17 protein-coding genes are annotated in these 21,523 nt (G+C 40.3%); 5 read left to right on the forward strand and 12 right to left on the reverse strand.

The annotated features are described in order from the left end of the window. Nucleotides 1-555: 555 nt before the first annotated feature. The 4 genes from ACZ43M_RS15845 to ACZ43M_RS15860 form a co-directional block, all read right to left on the reverse strand. The gene (locus tag ACZ43M_RS15845; RefSeq protein WP_464503513.1) at nucleotides 556-1,581 is read right to left on the reverse strand and encodes a phosphotriesterase family protein; all 1,026 of its coding nucleotides are present in this window, start codon (nucleotides 1,579-1,581) and stop codon (nucleotides 556-558) included. Nucleotides 1,582-1,730: 149 nt separating this feature from the next. Then, nucleotides 1,731-2,780: a phosphotransferase family protein gene (locus tag ACZ43M_RS15850; protein WP_464503514.1), complete on the reverse strand. Its 1,050-nt coding sequence runs from the start codon at nucleotides 2,778-2,780 to the stop codon at nucleotides 1,731-1,733. Between the two features lie 73 nt (nucleotides 2,781-2,853). Continuing rightward, nucleotides 2,854-4,062: an acyl-CoA dehydrogenase family protein gene (locus ACZ43M_RS15855; RefSeq protein ID WP_464503515.1), complete on the reverse strand. Its 1,209-nt coding sequence runs from the start codon at nucleotides 4,060-4,062 to the stop codon at nucleotides 2,854-2,856. An 11-nt stretch (nucleotides 4,063-4,073) separates the two neighbouring features. Then, the gene (locus ACZ43M_RS15860; RefSeq protein ID WP_464503516.1) at nucleotides 4,074-5,753 is read right to left on the reverse strand and encodes an AMP-binding protein; all 1,680 of its coding nucleotides are present in this window, start codon (nucleotides 5,751-5,753) and stop codon (nucleotides 4,074-4,076) included. Between the two features lie 246 nt (nucleotides 5,754-5,999). Between ACZ43M_RS15860 and ACZ43M_RS15865 the strand changes: the two genes are divergently transcribed. Then, nucleotides 6,000-7,376 carry a sigma-54 interaction domain-containing protein gene (locus ACZ43M_RS15865; protein ID WP_464503517.1) on the forward strand — a complete coding sequence of 459 codons (1,377 nt, stop codon included), beginning with the start codon at nucleotides 6,000-6,002 and terminating at the stop codon, nucleotides 7,374-7,376. A 69-nt stretch (nucleotides 7,377-7,445) separates the two neighbouring features. On the opposite strand, the gene ACZ43M_RS15870 is transcribed toward ACZ43M_RS15865, so the two are convergent. After that, on the reverse strand, nucleotides 7,446-9,335 hold the full coding sequence (locus ACZ43M_RS15870) for a Xaa-Pro dipeptidyl-peptidase (protein ID WP_464503518.1): 1,890 nt from the start codon (nucleotides 9,333-9,335) through the stop codon (nucleotides 7,446-7,448). Nucleotides 9,336-9,557: 222 nt separating this feature from the next. On the opposite strand from ACZ43M_RS15870, the gene ACZ43M_RS15875 reads away from it, so the two are divergent. Further along, the gene (locus ACZ43M_RS15875; RefSeq protein WP_464503519.1) at nucleotides 9,558-11,552 is read left to right on the forward strand and encodes a M6 family metalloprotease domain-containing protein; all 1,995 of its coding nucleotides are present in this window, start codon (nucleotides 9,558-9,560) and stop codon (nucleotides 11,550-11,552) included. A gap of 146 nt (nucleotides 11,553-11,698) precedes the next feature. Here the strand turns inward: ACZ43M_RS15875 and ACZ43M_RS15880 are convergent, their stop codons facing one another. Next, complete coding sequence (locus ACZ43M_RS15880; protein ID WP_464503520.1) at nucleotides 11,699-12,553, reverse strand: malate synthase; 855 nt, start codon at nucleotides 12,551-12,553, stop codon at nucleotides 11,699-11,701. A gap of 531 nt (nucleotides 12,554-13,084) precedes the next feature. Here ACZ43M_RS15880 and ACZ43M_RS15885 point away from each other — a divergent pair. Continuing rightward, on the forward strand, nucleotides 13,085-14,308 hold the full coding sequence (locus tag ACZ43M_RS15885) for an IS110 family RNA-guided transposase (RefSeq protein ID WP_464503521.1): 1,224 nt from the start codon (nucleotides 13,085-13,087) through the stop codon (nucleotides 14,306-14,308). A gap of 468 nt (nucleotides 14,309-14,776) precedes the next feature. On the opposite strand, the gene ACZ43M_RS15890 is transcribed toward ACZ43M_RS15885, so the two are convergent. Next, nucleotides 14,777-15,151 carry an exonuclease/endonuclease/phosphatase family protein gene (locus ACZ43M_RS15890; protein ID WP_464503522.1) on the reverse strand — a complete coding sequence of 125 codons (375 nt, stop codon included), beginning with the start codon at nucleotides 15,149-15,151 and terminating at the stop codon, nucleotides 14,777-14,779. A 265-nt stretch (nucleotides 15,152-15,416) separates the two neighbouring features. Between ACZ43M_RS15890 and ACZ43M_RS15895 the strand changes: the two genes are divergently transcribed. After that, entirely contained in the window at nucleotides 15,417-16,037 is a 621-nt protein-coding gene (locus ACZ43M_RS15895; protein WP_464503523.1) for a cysteine hydrolase family protein, read from the forward strand. Between the two features lie 578 nt (nucleotides 16,038-16,615). Here ACZ43M_RS15895 and ACZ43M_RS15900 read toward each other — a convergent pair. The 3 genes from ACZ43M_RS15900 to ACZ43M_RS15910 all read right to left on the reverse strand — a co-directional run bounded on the left by ACZ43M_RS15900 (nucleotide 16,616) and on the right by ACZ43M_RS15910 (nucleotide 19,934). After that, nucleotides 16,616-17,251, reverse strand: a complete 636-nt coding sequence (locus ACZ43M_RS15900; RefSeq protein WP_464503524.1) for a hypothetical protein — start codon at nucleotides 17,249-17,251, stop codon at nucleotides 16,616-16,618. 179 nt (nucleotides 17,252-17,430) lie between these two features. After that, nucleotides 17,431-19,635, reverse strand: coding sequence for a transglycosylase domain-containing protein (locus tag ACZ43M_RS15905; RefSeq protein WP_464503525.1), 2,205 nt, complete (start codon nucleotides 19,633-19,635; stop codon nucleotides 17,431-17,433). Nucleotides 19,636-19,697: 62 nt separating this feature from the next. Then, a complete protein-coding gene (locus tag ACZ43M_RS15910; protein ID WP_464503526.1) occupies nucleotides 19,698-19,934 on the reverse strand; it encodes a hypothetical protein in 237 nt (78 codons plus the stop codon). A gap of 356 nt (nucleotides 19,935-20,290) precedes the next feature. Between ACZ43M_RS15910 and ACZ43M_RS15915 the strand changes: the two genes are divergently transcribed. Continuing rightward, on the forward strand, nucleotides 20,291-20,569 hold the full coding sequence (locus ACZ43M_RS15915; protein WP_464503527.1) for an HU family DNA-binding protein: 279 nt from the start codon (nucleotides 20,291-20,293) through the stop codon (nucleotides 20,567-20,569). A gap of 242 nt (nucleotides 20,570-20,811) precedes the next feature. On the opposite strand, the gene ACZ43M_RS15920 is transcribed toward ACZ43M_RS15915, so the two are convergent. Continuing rightward, complete coding sequence (locus ACZ43M_RS15920) at nucleotides 20,812-20,970, reverse strand: DUF3934 domain-containing protein (RefSeq protein ID WP_464503528.1); 159 nt, start codon at nucleotides 20,968-20,970, stop codon at nucleotides 20,812-20,814. 223 nt (nucleotides 20,971-21,193) lie between these two features. Beyond that, nucleotides 21,194-21,394, reverse strand: coding sequence for a cold-shock protein (locus ACZ43M_RS15925; protein ID WP_027322326.1), 201 nt, complete (start codon nucleotides 21,392-21,394; stop codon nucleotides 21,194-21,196). Nucleotides 21,395-21,523: the final 129 nt, after the last annotated feature.

A 21,523-nucleotide genomic window follows, 5' to 3' on the forward strand; every position in this document is an offset into this window, starting at 1 on the left:
AACACTTAGAGAAAATGCATAACATGAATGAAGACTAGAAGTGAATAACAATGCAAAAAAATGTAGAATTATGGAGGTAATTGCAGATAATTGAAAAACCTATTAATAGTATAGCAATGTAGAAGCATCGTTGAAATATTTTTTTTGAATTTCAGGAAATTGTAATATTATGATTTGTTAAATGGAGTATTATCAATTAAGACGATTACCACCAAGAAAATACATCAGTGTTAGTCGCTATGATTTATTACTATTCTCCCTATTTACACTTGCCCTGAGCACCTGAGCTGATAAATAGACGGAAAAATTCCGCCTAATTAGAAATTTTATTAAAAAAAGACTTAAATAGACGTAGAAATTCCGCCTATTGACTCGAAAAACATGAAAATTAGGGATTTTATTTTGCATAACCGGAAAACCTACCCTTATTTTCCCAAAAACGAGCTCTATTCTGCATTTAACCGGAAATTCTCCGTTTATTTACTTACGTTGGTTAAAAGAAAGTGCCAGGCACAAGCCTAGCACTTTGATTATTATGAAAATCAATTTTTGCTGTTAGCGGGCCAAGGATGATTGACCGACGGTTTCATATTTTTTAGCTTCGCTACCGCCAAAGATTCTGTTAGGATTTTTCACTAAAATGGTATCGATTTGTTCATCTGATACTCCGCCTTCTTTTAGCTGCGGAATAATATTTTCAAAGATATGATCCATATGCCAATTGGCTATTAACTTCTGCAATTCCTCAGGCCAATCTGGTGCCTTACCCAACCAAGTATGAACCTTATCATGGGACATCATCAGTTGGTCACCATAACCTGCGGCGATTAAGCCTAATAGTAAAGTGACACGTTCCTTATCCATCGGAGCGCCAACAAATCCCTGAATTCCAATCCGGTCAAAACCAACGAAAACTCCCTGTTCTAGAGTCCTTATATGATATTTGACATCTGTATTCCCGCACATATGGCCAATAAGTATTTTTTTAGGGTCTGCTCCTTCAGAGATCAGTAATTCTGCCTGATCTGGGCCCATCGTACCTTCCTGTGTATGGGTAATGATCGGAATTCCAGTTTCCCTCTGAACCTTTGCCGCTACCTTGAAGAACATTCTTTCATAATCTGTGATTGCATTTTTTCCTGATCCTAGCTTGATTACTCCAGCTTTAATCCCCGTGTTACCGATTCCTTCTAGGATTTCCGTCATATACATTTCATAAAGCTCGGCTTCGGCACTGCCTAAAGCTTGCTTAAATTTAAAATAGGCTGGAGCTCCTTCGCCTTCATAATAGAACCCGGTTGAGCAAATAATATTTAATCCAGTTTGTTCAGCTATTTCTTTCAAAAGTTCAGGGTCCCTGCCACAATCGTTAGGTGTAGCATCCACAACTGTTTTTACACCGTGGGCTTTAATCTTATCGGCTATCTCAACGCTTGATTTTATTACAGCTTCCCTATCTACCGGATACTTTGTGTTTCCAGTGAATCCAGGATAACCAAAAAAGAAATGTTCGTGCATTAATGTTTTTCCCAGATCATCTGCTGCAACGCGTCCTAATACGGTATTTACATTTTTATTCATTTTATTTTCCTCCTTGGTTTGTTTGATTTTTTTTTAGAAATAAATCTAAGCTCCTAAGACCTCCTCTTCCTAAATAGATTCACCTCCTCCATTAATCTTGCTTATGTTCTATTCATGATCGTTTTGCAGTCATTATGGTTACATGAAAGTTATAAAATTTTATTCATCCTGGTTAAATTGGCCAAGTCAAATAAATTTGCAATTGGGGTTTGCAGGTTTGAGAATCTTTCGTCGTCGACAGCTCCTTTTTTCCACCGAAAATAGAGCTGTTGCAGGATGATCGCTAGCTTATAAAGGCCGAATGCCACATAATAGTTGATATGGGTCATGTCACGGCCGCTTATCCATGCATAACGTTCAGCCATTTCTCGTCTTGAAAAAAAGCCTTGTTGGTTTGTCACCACCGAAATACCTATATCAGGATCGCTTGCTTCACTCCAATACGCGAGGACCGCACCAATATCCGTCATCGGGTCGCCAATGGTAGCCATTTCCCAGTCAAGGACCCCTTTTACTACACCTGGGTCATCAGAATCTAGGACAAGATTGTTAAGTTTAAAGTCGTTATGGACAATTGTCGTATCACTCGTTGTCGGCACACTCTTTGTAAACCATTCCTCCAGCTCCCTAACACCGCTAAATTCATCGGTCTTGGACATGCTGTAGCGTTTGATCCAGCTTGAAACCTGTCTTTCTAAAAATCCTTCAGGTTTCCCTATATCCTCTAACATCGCTTTCTTGTAATCTACCTGTTGCAGCTCTACCAAACTCTTAATAATACTTTTTGATATCGCCGGCCCAACCAAGTCCGAAGGTCCCAAAGATTCAGGTATGATCTTATTAATCACAATCCCTTGCTTTTTTTCCATTAGGTAAAAATGTTTACTCATTATCGCAGGATCTTCGCTATAAAAATAAGGTTTTGGGGCAAGGGGATAGGTGTTATGCAGTCTCGATAGAATCGTATATTCGCGTTTAATATCATGGGCTTTCGCTGGGATCTCCCCAAATGGCGGCCTCCTTAAAACAGATTCCCAATCCCCTATTGTCAGTAAATAAGTATGATTAGAATAACCTTCGGAAAATTTTCTAATTTCCATTGTCTCATTGGGAATACCCGGTATCCTTTCACGTATATGCTTTTCTAGTTGTCTCCAATTTATCTGCTCATGCTCTAAGGTTTGTTCGACAGTTTTCATTGGCCAAAAATACTCCCTTTACTTCCCGTAATAGGTAGGAACTCGCATTTCTTTAAATGCCAGGGCCTACCTCCTACAGTTGTTGTTTAATTTCCAATCTGGCTATATCTCTTAAATGGACTTTGTCTGGACCATCAACAATCCTAAGCGTTCTTGCGTTAGCGTAGTGTGCTGCGAGAGGAAAATCATCAGAAACTCCAGCGCCGCCAAATACCTCGATGGCACGATCAATAACGCGAATGGACAATCGAGGTACGGCAACTTTAATCATGGCAATTTCTTTTCTTGCCGCTTTTGCCCCCTCTTGATCTATTTTATTAGCAGCATGTAGTGTTAGAAGTCTTGCTTGCTCAATATCAATCCGGCTTTCAGCAATTTCTTCTCTAATTGTCTCTTTATCTATCAGTCTTGATTTAAACGCTTCACGGCTTTTCGCACGCTTGATCATAAATTCTAGAGCCCGTTCTGCTGCACCAATAGCACGCATACAATGGTGAATTCGCCCAGGTCCCAAACGTCCTTGAGCAATTTCGAACCCCCTGCCTTCACCCAATAAAATATTGGAAACTGGTACGCGGACGTTATTGTAGTGAACTTCAGCATGTCCGTTTGGTGCATGATCATAGCCAAATACCGGCAAATGCCTTACTACTTCAACACCAGGTGCATCAAATGGAACGAGAATCATTGACTGCTGCCTGTATGTCTCTGCAGAAGGATTCGTTTTCCCCATGACAATGGCGATTTTACAACGAGGATCTAATGCGCCTGTTGACCACCATTTTCTTGCATTAATGACATATTCATCACCTTCACGAATAATACTGCCTTGGATATTGGTTGCATCTGAGGATGCAACATCCGGTTCAGTCATCGAGAAAACAGAACGAATCTTTCCTTCTAAAAGCGGCTCGAGCCAGTGCTTCTTTTGTTCATTGGTTCCGTACTTCATTAGGACTTCCATATTACCTGTATCAGGAGCATTACAATTAAAAATTTCCGGTGCAATTAGGGAACGGCCCATAATTTCACAAAGATGCGCATATTCATAGTTTGATAATCCTTTACCATATTCTTCATCCGGGATAAACAAATTCCATAGACCTTGAGCTTTTGCTTTAGCCTTTAATTCCTCAACCAATGAAGGGATTACCCACCGGCTTTCCTGACGATTCAACTCTTCCTCAAAGACCGCCTCGTTTGGGTAAATATGCTCCTCCATAAATTCAAGAAGTTGTATCTGAAGTTGCTGTGCATGACTCGACAACTCTTTTAGCACCATTTTCCCTCCTTTTACTTTTCAATTTCAGCCTGCAGCCTGTCTCTTAAAACCCTTCTTAAAAATTTTCCGGTTGCCGTTTTCGGAACTTCATCGATTATTTCTACTTTTCTAGGGTATTTGTACGCTGCTAATCTCTGTTTACAAAAACTAATAATCTCTTCAGGTGTGGCTTCTTTTCCCTCAACTAGAGATACATATGCTTTTACGGTCTCCCCGCGATATAAGTCTTCTACACCGATAACAGCTGCTTCTCTAACGGCAGGGTGCTGGTAGATCACATCTTCAACCTCCCGCGGCCAAACCTTATAACCAGACGCAATGATCATGTCCTTCGTCCGGTCAATGACGTAGAACCATCCATTGTAGTCCATAAGGCCAACATCACCTGTATAAAACCATCCATCTTTAATTGCTTTAGCTGTAGCTTCTGGCTTATTCCAATAGCCGGATACAACCATCGGCCCTTTCACGACAATTTCCCCAACTTCGCCTGGCAGTAATTCCTCACCCGTCATGGAATCTACCACTTTGCTAACACAATTGGGTACGGGTACCCCTACAGAAAGAACACTAAATTCCTCATTTACCTCAGCGTTGCTTCCATAAGGGACAGCATGAGTAGGAGATGTAGTTTCTGTAAGTCCATATACCCCATGAATATAGGCTCCAGTTTTTTCTTTAAATTGCTTTACAATTGACTGTGGTATTGGAGCGCCTCCGCTATAAACCTTTTGTAGAGATTTTATATTTCTTTCTTTCAAATCTTTGTGGTTAAGTAACGCCATATAGGCTGTAATCGCCATAACTGAAAAAGAGCCTTTCCATTTTTCAATTAGCCTCAATAATTCACCAGCATCAAAACGATAGGTCAAGATTATTGGTATACCACTTACTGCAGCAAGCGCCAAGTGTGCAATGAGACCTGTAATATGAAATAACGGAGCACCTGCGACGATCACGTCCTGTTCGTCAATTTGCATCCATCTTCTATACGTTTCTGCATTGAATGAAATGTTCCCAAATGTGATCATGGCCCCTTTTGGGTCACCAGTTGTTCCTGATGTGTAAACAAGCATTGCGACTCCGTCTAAGTCAACCTTTACTTTCGGATCTGCCGCCTCACGATAGCGCTTACATAATTCTAGAAAGTCAATGGTATCCAATCCAGTCAATTTTGTTGAAGCATTGAGCACTTCCGGCCTTACCATTTGATCGAGTAAATCCAATTCTGAAGTTGTAATGACATGTTTTACAGATGTATACTGGAGAGCTTCTTTTGCTACCTCAACAAAAGATGTTTCCATTGAGATTAATACCGTTGCGCCGGAATCATTTAAATGGTAGATGAGTTCTTTCTCTTTAAACATAATATTTAATGGAACAATGATTGCCCCTATTTTCCATGCAGCTAGATTTGCTATCCAAAATTGCGGGATATTCTGCATGAAAAGGGCTACCCTGTCCCCTGTTCCAACTCCTAATTCTTGCAGTCCTGCGGCCAGTCCATTACTATACTGATTAATCTCATCAAAAGTGATAGTTGTATCAAAGTAATGGACTGCTGGGAAATCAGGTGACCTTTTGACAGTTTCCCGAAATTGATCTATGGGTGTTAACGTTGGCAATGGCAGTTCATGTGGAAAGCCTTTTTCATACATTTTTAGCCATGGTTTTTGTATTGAAGCAGACATATTTTCAAATTCCACCCTTCGTAAAATTGCTTTCGATTTACTATAATGCAAGTTCTGTGCCAGAATATTCTATGTATCTATCAATGCTATTTTCCTGAAAAACCATATTTTTTTGTTACCAAAGGAAACAACTTTGTTTCGAAAAGAAACAAAGTTATCTCCTTTGGATACATTATTTTCATAATATTTACAAAATTATTGAAAATTACTATAATTATGTCAAAGGTTGTTTTAGGGGGGGAAAGTTTGGACTGGAGAAGTTATTTAGTTGATATTTTTGATAATTATCCGGAACCCATTATTATCATTCAAAAAGACAGTACTGTAATTTATGTCAATAAATCTTATACACAGCATTTCTCTGTGGCTTTTAATAAGATCATTGGAAGAAAAATCGAAATCATTGAACCAAATGCAAGATTTTTGGAGTGTGTAAAAACGGGTAAACCTATGATTAATGATTATAGTTATGTTGAATCTTTAAAAACCCATGTATTAGCAAATATTTGTCCTATTTACGATAACGGTATTGTAGTAGGAGCATACAGCATTTTGAAAAATATTAGTGAAGTAAACACACTGCAAAATAGATTAAATGAATATAAAAACAACATTAAAAAGTTGAAGCAAGAACTTAATAATACAAAGTTCGCTTTATTGGAAAGTTACTCTCCAAAAATGAAAAAGGCGGTTGAAATAGCCAAAAGAATATCAGATTCAGATGTAACGGTCATGATTCATGGTGAAACCGGTGTTGGAAAGGAAGTTTTCGCAAGGGCCATCCATAGTTCAAGCAGTCGAAGAGACAAGCCATTTGTCCCAATAAATATGGCTTCCATTCCTGAAGCACTTTTTGAAAGCGAATTGTTTGGATATGAGGATGGTTCTTTCACCGGCGCGCGTAAAGGCGGGAAAAGAGGCATATTCGAAATCGCTAACGGAGGGACCTTATTTTTAGACGAAATTGGAGAATTCCCTCTTTCGATGCAGGCAAAATTATTACGTGTCCTTCAAGAACGAACTTTTCAAAAAGTAGGAGGAACAAAATCCTATCCATTAGATGTTCGCTTAATTGCGGCTACAAACCGAAATCTTCAGGAGGAAATTACTCATGGAAGGTTTAGAGAAGATTTATACTACCGATTAAATGTAGTGCCCATTTATATCCCGCCTCTTCGGGACAGAAAAGAAGATATTTTTCATTTAGTACAAAACATTCTAGGGGACCTAACAACAAAATATAGTAAAACGATTACCCTGTCTGATGATATTTTTCAAGCTTTTAAAGAATATAATTGGCCAGGTAATGTTCGAGAATTAATGAATGTTTTAGAAAGAATGATTACAACCAACACTAAAACTCACATAGAATTTCATGATATTCATCAAATTTTCAATTCAGTCCCAGATACCTCTAAATTCAGCTATCAGAGTACATACATACACAACCCCGAAACAATAAATCTAAACGGTGAATTAACCTTAAATGAGATCATTGAGAATATAGAAGAAAATTTATTAAGAAAAGCAATTGAAGGCAGTAAAAATCGGTCAGAGGCTATCAGCAAACTTGGGATTAGTCGAAAGGCCTTTTATTCAAAAATCAAAAAATATAATATTTAATATTTAGCTTAAGAACCAAAACAGGCCGCCAATTGCTAGAATCGGCGGCCTGTTTCACTATGCATTTTTTTAAAAATTTACGCCCTTTTTCCCACCGACAATCGGCAGGTTGATAAAGCTTTGGCCGAGGTTGATTTCGAATGTGGCCCCGGTTGTGGATGGAATCGTGCGTTGACGTGAGCTTCCAGCGATGATGACCCCGATGCGGTGGCCCTTTTTAAATACGTAGTCGTGCGGCAAGGCACCCCATTCGAATTTATAGCTTCTTCCCGGGCTAAGTGGATCTGTTTTCTCGATTGACTTCCAGTTTTGCGGATCAAACCAGCCGCGCGTGACCATTTCGTATGATGCTGTATACGTATTCTTCACCGTGTCCCGATAGCAGGCATCATCGGTTTCACTGCTTTCACCCCAGCAGGTTTCGGTTTGCAGCGTTCTGATTCCCTCGCCGCTTGCACGGTAATTGACTCTTGTATCCATTCCGTAATCCACGATCATCACGGTTAAATTGCTATTCTCTTTATCTACGTTTGCCCTGAGCGATATTTCCGGCATCCCGCTCATCCGGACGTCATCCGTTAACGCCTCTGACAGGAACACGAGCCGGTCGCTTCGGACTGTCATTTCATCTGTTACCATTTGGACTTCCGTTTGACTTGGATTGTCAGTGAAGGTTTGCGTGAAGTTTCCTGTCACAGGACCTGTCGTCAATACTCCAGGTGAACTTTCGTTTTCCCCCGGGGCAAGGCGGATTTTGAAATTCTTCGCCTCTGGTGTCGGCCATGCAGCCTGTGTCTCCCACACATCCGCTCCCCGTTCAATATCCACTGCCGGTTCGTCCATGATGCCGTTATCGATACCCATTAACCAGTAATCAAACCAGCGGTGCAGTGTATCCACCCACTCTGCTCTCCGGAAATCAAATGGATCGACGTGACCTGTTTGGGCCAGCCAAAGCTTGCGTGGAACGTTTTCCTTGTTTAACGCTTCCCACCATTCGTTAAAATGGTTCATCTTCACGTTTAAGTCGTTTAAACCATGGATGGCAAATACACTTGCTTTTACCTTTTTAACATCTTTCACATAATTTCGCTCATCCCAAAATTCATTGTAGTCACCTGTGGCATCGTCTGCTTCTTGATTGAGACGGTCGAAGACATGTTGGCATTCCGCGATGCGTTGACTGTTGGCCACCCTGCTTGCGAGCCCGCCAGGCCCGTTGTTATAGTAAGTCAATCCTGCATAGCGGTAGTAGTTATACCAATTGCTGATGGCGCCGATTGGCACGATCGTTTTTAACCCTTCGACTCCAGTGGCCGCCACGCCGTTTGCCAGTGTGCCATCGTACGATTTCCCGATCATGCCGACATTACCAGTCGTCCAATCTGCTTTGACTTCCTGATTATTTTTATCAACAGCTGTTGCCCTGCCGTTGAGCCAGTCAATGACAACTCTAGCACTCTCAATTTCTTCATATCCGCCTGTTGTCGGGCAGCCGTCTGATTGATTGGTCCCTACCATCTCCGGCAGGACGACGGCATATCCCCTTGGCACAAAGTAGTTGTCATAATAAAGTGGGAACTTCTCGTTAATTCCGTCTTTATCCTTGTCCTTTACTTCGCTTTCATTTCCCCTGCCCAAATTCTCGTAATACGGGCTCGCATCCATGATGACTGGAACCTTCACATCCCCCTCTGATTCCTTTGGACGGATGATGTCGACCGCAATTTTATCGGGCACCCCATTTTCATCGGTGTCCAGGCTCGACTGAACAAAGACGGTTTCACGAATCGCATCCTTGTAGGAATACTTCGGCTCTGATTGTAAGACTTTGAGATTGGATGGTGCAATCTCTTTTTTCGTTGTTGTTTCTGCATATGTATAGTTCATCGATGATAGAGTTAAAGCAACTGTCGTTAATACTGTGGTGGTTACACCAAGAAACTTTTTCTTTCTCATTTCACTCCTCCTCTCCTATTAAAACTAATTGTAGGTGGTTGGTCGTTTTTTCAGTAGTGCAGGATTACCCAACTTCTTCCATATCTAAAATCCTAGTCATTTCACCTTTTGGAAAAAAATACTAGTATTTTTCTACCATTTTTAAGATTATGAATATTCAATATTCTTTATCACTCTTCCTGATGATATGATAAATCTAGCAAATTTTGGGAGGTTGATAGATTGAAGAGGTTAAAAAGGTCATTAATTTTTCTAGTAGCATCCTTAACTATGGGAGTTTCATCTGTTTACGCCGAGCAGCCAGGTTTGTCAGATTTTCCTGAACCGGTTGATTCCCAGTCATGGGTACTGCCTAGGGATATGTCATGGAGTGATTACAGACCCGTTCCCGGGATTGATTGGCATTCTGCCACGATTACTCCAGAAAGAGTCATCAAGGGTACTCTGATTATCGTTGATTTCCAGGACAGGGAATTTATTTTGAGTGGGGCGCCGGGTTCCGAAATCGCCGGAAACCCAATCGGCACCGGAAATGTTCCCCGTGACCAACTGGGAACATGGTGGGAGGATTTCCTCAATAAACCATCAGCACTGAACAACTACCGCACCGTTAATGAGTACTGGCAGGAAAACTCTTTCGGTAAATGGAAAATTGAGCTTAAAGCATTTGGTCCTTACAAAATGGAGGGTAAGGAATATGAATACGGTTTGAATGAATTCGGGCAGCAGGTGAATATGCCTGAGGGATCTACCCGCAGAAACTTGCGGTCTGAAGCCGTGGCAAAGGCCCAAGCGGACATTGCTGCATCCGGCGAAAAATTTGATTTCAATTTTATTGTTCATGCTGGTTATGATGAATCGGGGGTATGGCAGGAGCTTGGTGAGATGATGTTCCAAGGCCCGGATTCTGTTTCGAGCCCATTTGGACCTATTGTTAACGGACAAAATGTTCCGGGAATGCCGAATTCTGCTGTGACCCGTTATGTCCCTTGGACCTCTTGGTATGCAGCGAAAAGTATCTGGTCAAGTGCCGGCGGCGGCACCTCGATACAAGGGGAAAATGACGGAATGGGCACATTCGCGCATGAATTTGGCCATATTATGAGTCTCCTTGACAACTACAACAATCCATATGCTATTCCGGTTTCCCGGACCTATTCGGGTCCATGGGAATTAATGAGCCGAGGCAGCTTTAATGGTCCGGGTGGCCCGCACACCCGTTGGATGGTTCCGTCCACTTTGGGTGCATCTGCTCCATCCCACCACATGCTGCGGAATAAAATTAAGCAGGGCTTCTTGACACCTGATCAATACTTAAGTTTGGATCGTGATGCACTAGCTGGTTCTGGTCCGGTCTTTGCGGATATTCTTGCCCGCGAGGTGCCAACCGGTGCGCAATTTGGCAGAGAAGGACTGCACGGTATCAATATTTCCATGGTCGATAACACGCCGCCTAACTCTTTGAATGACGACTGGCGTGCTGATATGCAGCGCGGAGCTAAGTGGTATAATAACTACACCCTGGAAGTCGTGGACCGGGTGGGCTATGACTCCTTTGTTCCGGATTCTGGCGTATTAATGGCTAAAACGAGAAATGCCGAGTCTTCCCCGAACATTTGGGTCGTTGACGCGAACAAAGAAGATATTAATCAAGTCGATTTCAAGCGCCCAGACGGTTCGACAGCGATGCTTTCTAAAGGAGACTATCAGCAGCTTGCCGATGCGCTGTTTAAGGCCGGGACTGGCGAAGGGGTTGTCAGCGAATATGTAGATGAACCGAACCGCCTCCACTTCTATATTTTGGATAAAAAGTATGATGCTGTTGGCGCCCTCTCCTATCGAGTGGCTGTCCGTCATTTGGATGGTGCAGGTGCCTTTACCCGCGGTGTGACGGTTACTAATGGGGCATCGGAATTCGCGGCACCAGGCAAGGTTGCAGTTTACAACTTTAATGTGACCAATACAGGAACAGGGACAGATTTAGTCCGCTTGAATGCTGGAACTGATGCCGGCTGGGACGTAAGGCTGCAGCATGAAGTAATCGAGGTGCCTGCAGGTCAGACTGTCAGCGTGCCTGTTTATGTAAAAATCCCTAAGAATAGCAACGACAATGTAAGACCCGTTCCGACTAACGTGAGCTTTACCGCTACTTCTGAAACAGATTCTAGTAAAACTTCGACCATGACACGACGGGTTGGTCCGGGGAACGGAAAATAACATCCACCTGAGTAGGTGGAGAATTAATCTTTTATAGAATAGAAAAGGGGCATTCCACGCTGCATAACGTGGGTCTGCCCCTTACTTAACTAGTCTACAGTAGCGCATTAGAATTAGCTCGTCATTACCCGGCGGTACGCCAACACCTAAACACGCATTAGTACGCCATTCGGTTTTGGCAGCTCATGATCACTAATCGCATTCATTTTACAAAAGTGTTCAAAAAATTGTTGTGCCAGCTCTCGTTCCTTTGGATCATTTTTCAAAGAAACCATATCAAACAGTATTTGAGCCATCCATACATTATCAAAATAACGGTATTTACCTGAATTCCATGTCATGCTGTCAGGGGACTTTTCATTCGCATAATAATTCCAGAAAAGCATTTGATCCGATTCCTGTTTCGTAAGTTGGAGTCTGTATTCTGAATGAGCAGGAATCATTCCATTTTCACAAAGCTTACCAATAAAATTTTCTTTCATCATATAGACACCTAAGATCCGTCTGTCTTTTTCGGGCATGTCGGAATCTCTTGCTGTTAATAAACAAACGCTATTTTGGTGCAGGCGAATGGGTTTGTTTGGCTTCCCTTTGTTATTCCCAGTTTTTATGACACCTGAAAAAACCTTCCACTCTGTAAAAGCACGAATCTGTTCTTCTGAGTCACACCAAAAAGCCATTTGTGATTCGGGATGAAGTTTATGATTTTTCATCAATTTTTCATGTTCCAAGCGAAGTTCCAGATTTTTACGATACCGTTGTATCGCCTCATCCTTCTTCCGTTCTTCCTGCTCTCGTTCCATTTCCTTTTCATGTATGATTTTTTCAAGAGAATGAGCTGCACTTTGTTCATGCAGTTTTAGGTGCTTTCCAAATGCATCAGGGAAAACAAACTTTTTATTTTCTGTTTCGAAATGTATTTCTATAACAGAATCATTCTGATTAACGATACTACCCGTGCCAAAACGCATGTGTGTCACTTTCTTATTGATTAGATTCATCTTTTGGACCTCCTTGTAGAATAAAATCTCTGTTAATGGATTTTATCCCCAACTCCCTTCAAAGCTCACACCTTAAACGTAAAAACGTACCCCTCTTCTAAGTGCAAATACTACTGTGGTAGTTGGAATACGACTGGAAAACAATAAGTATTCTAATCATACCATTTGTTAGAAAATAATACAAATTTTCCATTGACAAGATATTTTTGTTTGGTGTAAAATAAAAATTTTGTATCAGAAATTTGCTAATACTCCGTTGGGGGGATCAGGTTGAGCACCCGAGCTAAACATACTAACATTAGTAGCACAAACCAAGGCCATGGTTTGTGCTACTATTTTTTTATAGTAGAAGTGAAGGAAGGTCGATCCGTCTATGGGACCATGTAAGAGTCCGTATCTTAAACAGACCAACTTCACACCCTTGTTTGAATCAGTTTAGTATGTTGGGTCCTAGAGACCGTGTATAAGAAAATGGAATCGATAAGGCACTGTGAAGACTTCTATGATTGGTTATAAAAGGAGAATATTTATATGAAACATGTCATCGCTCTTGATGTAAGTAAAGGGAAAAGTACCATTGCCATTTATGATGGTTATAGACAATGTGAATTTGAAGGGGAATTGTATCATACACGCATTGATTTTGAGCAGCTACACCTTCGTATTAAGGAAATAACAGCTCTTGATGGACAAGCCCCCGAAATCGTATTTGAGGCGACGGGTGTCTATTCAAAATCAGTTGAAAAGTTTCTACAGGATCACGGACATACATACTGTCGCATGAACCCGCTTGAAGCGAACCTACAAATGGCTTCAATGCGTCGACACAAAACTGATGTTAGCGATGCCCATGAGTTAGCGAAAACCCACTTCAAATTGGAACGTGAAACGACGTATGTGCAGAATGATTATTATGAACAGATGCGGGCGATTACTCGTTATTATGACGAGATTGAAGAGGAATTTATCCTTTTACGCAATCGTATGCATGCCATTTTACATATTTCATTTCCAGAGTTGGAACGACTTATTACACCGAGTTCAGCCCTATTTTTAAATTTTGTGCAATTGTATCCACATCCAACACTATTATTAGCTCATTCAAAGACAATTATTAAAAATCGTTTAAAAAGCAATACACGAAAAAAACTTTCACTAGAACGTGCAGAGAAAATAGCCATCGTGTTATTAGAGGCTGCGAAAAATTCATATCCTGCCATTGAATCAACGGATATTCGATGTAATCAAGTACGCGATTATGCCCAACGTATTGCGGATTTAATGGAAAAGAAAGACCAGCTTGTGAAACAAATGGTTATGATGTCTGAAGGAAGAAAGGAATATACCGTATTACGCTCTTTTCCAGGGATTGGTGATACAACAGCGTGCAGACTTATTGGCGAACTAGGTGATATTCGCCGATTTAAAAACGCGAAACAACTGAACGCTTACGTTGGCATCGATATTATGCGCTATCAATCTGGCAATACACAATACCGTGATCGTATTAATAAACGAGGAAATAAGAAGCTACGGAAGATTTTATTCTTTATGATTTGTACGATGATTATGGCCAAAGGTAAGCCTAATCATTTAGTAGACTATTATTACAAATTAAAAACGCAACCTCAGAGAAAGCCTCATAAGGTCGCGATTGTGGCGTGTATCAATAAGTTTCTGAAAGTGACGTTTCAGTTACTGACACACGGCATACTTTACGATTATGAGTCCGCACTACCAGCTCAGAAATCGTAGCCAAGTTTATATTCACTATAGCACACTGACCTTTCGAAAAAAAGAATATCGTGAGGTCTTTTAGTCATGGAAAAATTTAGATGTATTTGGGAGGGGTACCCCTCCCAAATACATCTAAATAAAAAAACACAAATGATTAACTGAAATACACTTGACTAATCGTAAGAAATAGACGGAGGAATTCCGCTTAATTACAATTTTTTATCAAAATAGGCATAAATAGGCGGATGAATTCCGCTTATTGACTCGAAAAATGTGAAAAAGAGGGATTTTTCTTTATATAACCGGAAACTCGCCCCTTATTTTTCCAAAAATAAGCTCTATTTTGCATTTAACCGGAAACTCTCCGCCTATTACTTTTGTAGGTCACTCAATTAAGGACAAGACATCTTAATTAAAAGGGCTACGAAATCCAAAATCTATCCGGCAAATAACAAAACTCGCCCCAGTATGGACGAGTTTCTAATTTCAAATCAAATTTACTTTTATCTCTACCCCATAATGATCGGAAACGACGGATTTATTTTTACCATTAAATATGACTGTCGAGTAAATCACTGGAACCCGGTGAGTGGTGAGAATTAAGTCGATTCTTTTTTTAAAAAAATTGCCTTCCCATCCCCCAATTTCTCCTTTTACCGTCACGCCTTCATCTTTAGTTTCTGCAAGCTGATAGGTGTCAAGGAAGCCTTTACCCAGTAAATAGTCATAGCCTTCCCCTTCAACGAACGCGTCGTTATTAAAGTCGCCCATTAAAAAGGTAACTCGGTCTCTATTTATGTTTTGGAGAAGGTTATCTGCTTGAGCCTTGAAGGGTTCTTCTTCGTCCTTCCACCAGCCCATATGACAGGAATTGTGCTGCAGTGGCCGCGTTTAAGCCTTTGATATTGACCAGGAAACTGCTCCCCCAAAGTCCCACTGTTGCTTCCACCTGTAGGTATAATTCTTCACAAACTTTACCTTTGCTAAAACAGAGACTATTCCAACTTTAATCCCAAAGCTCAAATATAAATAGAATTTCTCCAAGCACCCATCCATATATATTCTCAAGTGAACATAAGTTGAAAGAATGACAGGAAACTTATTTATGTGAATTGGAGGAAGTAAAATGTTTATACCTAATCCCGCTCATACTGCGATTGTTATTACCGACCCACAGAATGACTTTCTGTCCCCCGGAGGCAAAGGATACCACTTAACAAAAAAAAATATTGAGCAATACAACACACTTGGTAACCTTGAAATGCTAATAGGGACAGCGATGAGTAAAGGATATCAACTTTTTGTATCCCCACATTATCTATATCCCCATGATTATAGTTGGCAATTTACTGGTGCTGAACAAGAAATGCTATTAAAGCTCCGACTATATCAAAAACAAAATGACTACACCTCTGTAGGAGCTGACTGGGTTCCTTCACTTAAGCCATACATTCTGGCTAACCAAACTGTCATTGCGACCGCACATAAGATTGCCAGTCCGCAGACAAATGATCTTGTTTATCAATTACGTCAGCATAGGAAAGACTCGGTGATCTTGGCGGGTGTCTTATCAAACATTTGTGTAGAATCTCATATGAGAGACTTAATCGAGAATGGATTCCAAACAGCCGTTGTATATGATGCCACCGCCACCATAAGTGAGCGGGATTTTCAGGCAGCTATTACAAATTTCCAGGCATTCAGCAGTGCTACTTGGTCAACTCAACAAGCTCTCTCTAAATTATAAGAAATAAAACATTTTCCTAAGAGTTGCTTAATGATGAACCCAATGCGGTGGCCCTTTTTAAATACGTAATCGTGTGAGGACTCTTTTCATGACATGTTCGGTTTAAAAATTTAGGCAAACGCGTCATGAGCACTCCTTTCATGACGTGTTCGGGTTAAAAATTAAGGCAAACGCGTCATGAGCACTCCTTTCATGACATGTTCCGGTTAAAAATTTAGGCAAACGCGTCATGAGCACTCCTTTCATGACATGTTCGGGTTAAAAATTAAGGCAAACGCGTCATGAGCACTCCTTTCATGACATGTTCCGGTTAAAAATTTAGGCAAACGCGTCATGAGCACTCCTTTCATGACATGTTCCGGTTAAAAATTTAGGCAAACGCGTCATGAGCACTCCTTTCATGACATGTTCCGGTTAAAAATTTAGGCAAACGCGTCATGAGCACTCCTTTCATGACATGTTCCGGTTAAAAATTTAGGCAAACGCGTCATGAGCACTCCTTTCATGACGTGTTTGAGGTGGAAATTTTGGTGAAAGCGTCATGAGCACTCCTTTCATGACATGTTCGGGTTAAAAATTTAGGCAAACGCGTTATGAGCACTCCTTTCATGACGTGTTTGAGGTGGAAATTTTGGTAAAAGCGTCATGAGCACTCCTTTCATGACCGTCCCCGCGGTACCCTGTCTACTTTGATAATCTCTTAATCTACCTTCAAAAACTAATTGGAAGTTCGCCCAATACGTTAAGTCACAAGGCTTGACCAAGGGAAGATCTTTTTCTTTAAGGTCAATGATTTTACTTTCCTTCAGTACCGAGGCCACGAACTGAGAACAGAAGAACGCATTCTTTCTATTTATCGGCTTTTTCAAGAGCACACCAAATAATCCAATAAAATTGTAGCGATACTCTTCCTTTTTGGAGTCGATTGCTTGGATAAAATCATGCATCTTTTGAAATTCATCATTTGTTATGGTTAAAGAATAAATCGCACAACCAGCTTGCCTAAATAGCACGGACTGCATATCCTCCTGAACAAATCCCCCAATGAAAGGATTATTCGCTGTTTTTCTCCCAAAACTATAAACCTCCGCTAAGTCAGCATCGAAGGCGATGGAAGCATGATTGTAGGGTTTTTTCGTATAGGTCTTAATCATCTTATTTAAAACTGTTCCTATGTCTGTTAAAAGAAGATAAATCTTTTTTTCTCTGTTCATGGCCCCCACCCTTAATCTTTGTTTCTATTAACTATAAAGAAAGAAGGTTAAGAAAGACCTATCGTAATTCTTAAGAAAAACTTAATTTTAAGCTTATTGAACTGCCCGTTCAATAAAGTTCAACAAAAAAGGAGCGCTATTCCTTCTGGAACATCGCCCCTGTTACGTCATTAACTTTGCTAATGCTTTTTTTTCTCTTCCTTTTTTCGACGTTTCTCTTCTTCCTTTTTACGTTTCCCAAGCTCTTTATTATGTTTCTGTTCCTCTTTTTTAAATTTTCCTGCCCCTTTATTCATTTTCTCTTCCTGTTTTTTTCCACCAATACTAGGTTGATTTATTACATTTTCTTTCTTTGGTGGAACTTCTGCAGAATCAATTCCTTTTATATAAAGTTCATTGTTCACGCTGTAAACACTGGTTGGCTGCTGGAAATTCGATGAATCTGTACCAAATGACTGCATCATTGCTTTAAAAATCAACTGGGCAATTCTCGTGGTATTCCCTGTCAAATAGTTTCCTGAGCCATTCTTTGCGTATCCAGTCCAGACAGCCATTGTGTATTGTGGTGTATAGCCGGCGAACCAGCTATCATTCGTTGCGTTATTAGGGTAGCCATATTTTGCCCGGGTAGATGCATCAAAATTGGTGGTTCCGGTTTTTCCTGCCAGATCCAATTCAGGAATATTGGCTGTTTTCCCTGTCCCGGCATCTACCACCGTGCGTAACATATCGGTGATCATATACGCAGTGTAATCCTGCATAACACGTTTTGGCTTTTCTGTAAAATTGACCGTTGTACCATCTGCCAAAACTACCTTTTGAACAAAATGCGGTTTATTGTATATTCCGCCGTTTCCGAATGCACTATAGGCCCCTGCCATGGCTAATGGACTAACGGTATTGCTTCCGATTGAATAAGACTCAAATACCTCGTTCTTATTAAACGTAATACCAAGCTGTTCGGCAAAATTCTTTGCCTTATCAAGTCTAACCTCCCGGAGTGTAAGAAGAGCTGGGATATTATAGGAATTTTGCAAGGCCGAGCGGATTGTGAGCGTTCCGTGATACTGATGATCCCAGTTTGAAATCGGCTCACCTGTTGAATAGGTCGTCTTCTGGTCATTGATTAAATGGGCAGTAGACCATTTTAAATTTTCAATCGCAGGCCCATAATCAAAAATCGGCTTGAAGGAAGAGCCTGGCTGTCTCTTGAGATCAACCGCCAAGTTATGTCCCATAAAATCTGCTTGATAGTCGTTTCTCCCGCTTCCAATCGCCCTTACATCACCTGTTTTAGTATCCAAAAAAACAAAGGCTCCCTGAAAATTTGCATCTGGATAGGCAATGATTTCAGTAGTAGTCATCACTTTTTCAGCATAATCCTGTGCTTTAGGATCCAAGGTCGTATATATTGATAATCCATCCGTGCTGACGTCTACATCCTTCAGCTTTCGTTTAATTTCTTTTACAACCGCGTCCAAGAATGCTTCATAAGGCATGCCTTGTTGCTTACTTTTTGGTATAAGCCCCTCTGTCACCGGAAGTTTTGAAGCTTCATCCATCTGTTTCTCGGTAATATAACCGTGCCTGTGCATTAAACTTAACACCACATTACGTCGGTTAGTTGCCGATTCTTGATTCTGGGGTTTAGTAGGATCATAATTATTTGGACTTTGTGGCAATCCTGCAATCATGGCCGCCTGGGCCAGGGTCAATTTATTCAACTCATTTGCTTCTAGTCCGTAGTAGTTCTTTGCTGCTGCCGCCACTCCATACGATTGGTTCCCCAAGTAGATTTTATTCAAATACATCATGAGGATTTCTTGCTTGGAATACTTTTGTTCCAATTGATAGGCAAGCTCCCATTCCTGCACTTTACGCTTCAATGTTTTCTCTGGAGTCAAAAATGAGTTTTTAATCACCTGCTGTGTAATCGTACTTCCGCCTTGTGATCCAAACTCTCCGGTCACGTTCAGGAATATGGCTTTTGCTGTCCTTTTAAAGTCAATCCCATTATGCTCATAAAAGCGAGAGTCTTCCGTTGCAATAAAAGCATGTTCCAACACTTTTGGTAATTGCTCATACGCAATTTTTGTCCGCTTTTCCTTCCCATATTCGTAGATGAAATTGTCGTCTTTATCATAGAACTTTGTCGAAAGCGGATCGACTAGTTTAGAAGCATCGAGTTCGGGAGCACCCTTCACCATTGAAGCGAACGTAATGGCACCTGCCCCTGTCGAAACAAGACCTAGAACCAAACAGACAATGAGCAGTTTTTTTAACAATGATCCTTTTTTTAGTCTCCCAATACTTTTTTGTTTATTTTGACTTGTTTTTTCAGCTTGTTTTCGTTCCTCACGAGATTGATACGTTTCTTCTGACATTCATCTTCTCTCCCATGTGTGATCAATCAAAATTAATTTACGATAAAAAACTTATTCTATATTTATAGACTAATAGGTTTAAAATTCAGTTCATCGTTTTCATAAACTCCGATATAACGGACTGAAGAACGGTTAATCCAATATTCCCCTTGATCACCTTTCGCAAGAAAGTATTTGCGTTGTTCAATCCTATTTAATATTTCTAGTATTACTTGTTCCTTACTAACATTAGCCTCTTTCAATATTCTTTCTCGTTTAATATCATCCTCTAAGGTATAACAAACCACAAATTCCTTCATACTAACTCTCCTATTCACTCCACACCATGTTGATCAACCTCAACAAATCTTCAGTTAGATGTTAAATTACTGAGACTATTTATATAAGTTCGTAAAAGCCTAAAATTTATGGGGGTTATTGTTTTTTCTTCTTCCTCTTAAGCCAAAAATAGCATATGGGGCAGGTTCCGTTACCTTTTTCACAACGTGAGTTTACAACTAATATGTAAAGTAAAAAATGCATAACCATTTCCACCGTATTCGCATTGATTTCATCCTATCCGGTGATTAATGTTTTTCTTGCGAACTGGTGTACGATATGATACAAATAAGATAGATCCCATAGGGATTGCATCGTATTCAAAGGAGTGTTTAGAGTGAATAAAACAGACTTAGTTCAGGAAGTTGCGAAAAAATCCGAATTAACACAAAAGGATTCTGCAAAAGCAGTGGACGCTGTGTTTAGTGCCATTTCGGAAGCATTGAAAAACGGTGATAAAGTTCAATTAATTGGTTTCGGTAACTTCGAAGTTCGTGAACGTGCTGCGCGTACAGGGCGTAATCCTCAAACCGGAGAAGAAATTGAGATTGCAGCTGGAAAAGTTCCTGCATTTAAGCCTGGAAAGCAATTAAAGGATGCCGTAGCTGGTAAATAAATTATTCTTAATACATAAAAAAAGTGATGGTCTTTTATCCTAAGACGTTCCTTTTTGAATCACAAAATGTAAAAAAGCATTGTAATTAACAAAAGAAAAAGCATGAACATTGTAATAGTTCATGCTTTTTCTTTATTTTCCATCATTGAAACTTAAAAATAGCCCAAGCTTATTTAAACTTAGGCTACATTACGTAATACTTGTAATTGTATTTGGACCACTATATTTTGAGATATACTACTTTAACTATTTTTTGTGGTCTTGGCATTTTCCGTATTTTTTGTACCTTTACTTTTATAAGGTTTGGCACTCTTTGCTTTGTTTGCACTAGCTTGCCAACGATTCCAGCCTTTCTTGTCTGTCCCTCTGCCTGTTCCGCTTTTCCCCTTGGCTTTACTCATACATTCACCCCATTATCCTACTTTGAGTTATCTATTTGGTTATTTTTATCCAATAGGCTGAAGAAAATTAGGAATCCTGCAAATTATATGTTAGAATGTGTTTACCATTTGAACTACTGTTTTCATGTTCCCTACTCACAAATAGTGAGTGGGGTTTTTTTGTTTTAATAAAAATAAAAGACAGGCTCTAAAAAAAGAGCCTGTCCATAATTGTCATTCGTTATTAAGCTTTACGAACGTTAGCAGCTTGTGCTCCACGTTGGCCTTGCTCAACATCAAAAGTCACTTCTTGACCTTCTTCTAATGTTTTGTACCCTTCGCCTTGGATAGCTGAGAAATGAACGAATACATCTTCTCCACCTTCGCGCTCGATGAATCCGAAGCCTTTTTCGCCATTAAACCATTTTACTTTACCTTTTTCCATGTTTGTTGCCTCCTAGTGTGCTTAGCACACACAATGTATTACTATCCTTGCTCTCAGTGATCATCAAGACGAAAAGTTTCTACTAATACTATCCTTTACACCGAACAAAAATAATTCTTATTCAGAATA

Source organism: Neobacillus sp. B24 (assembly GCF_055381825.1).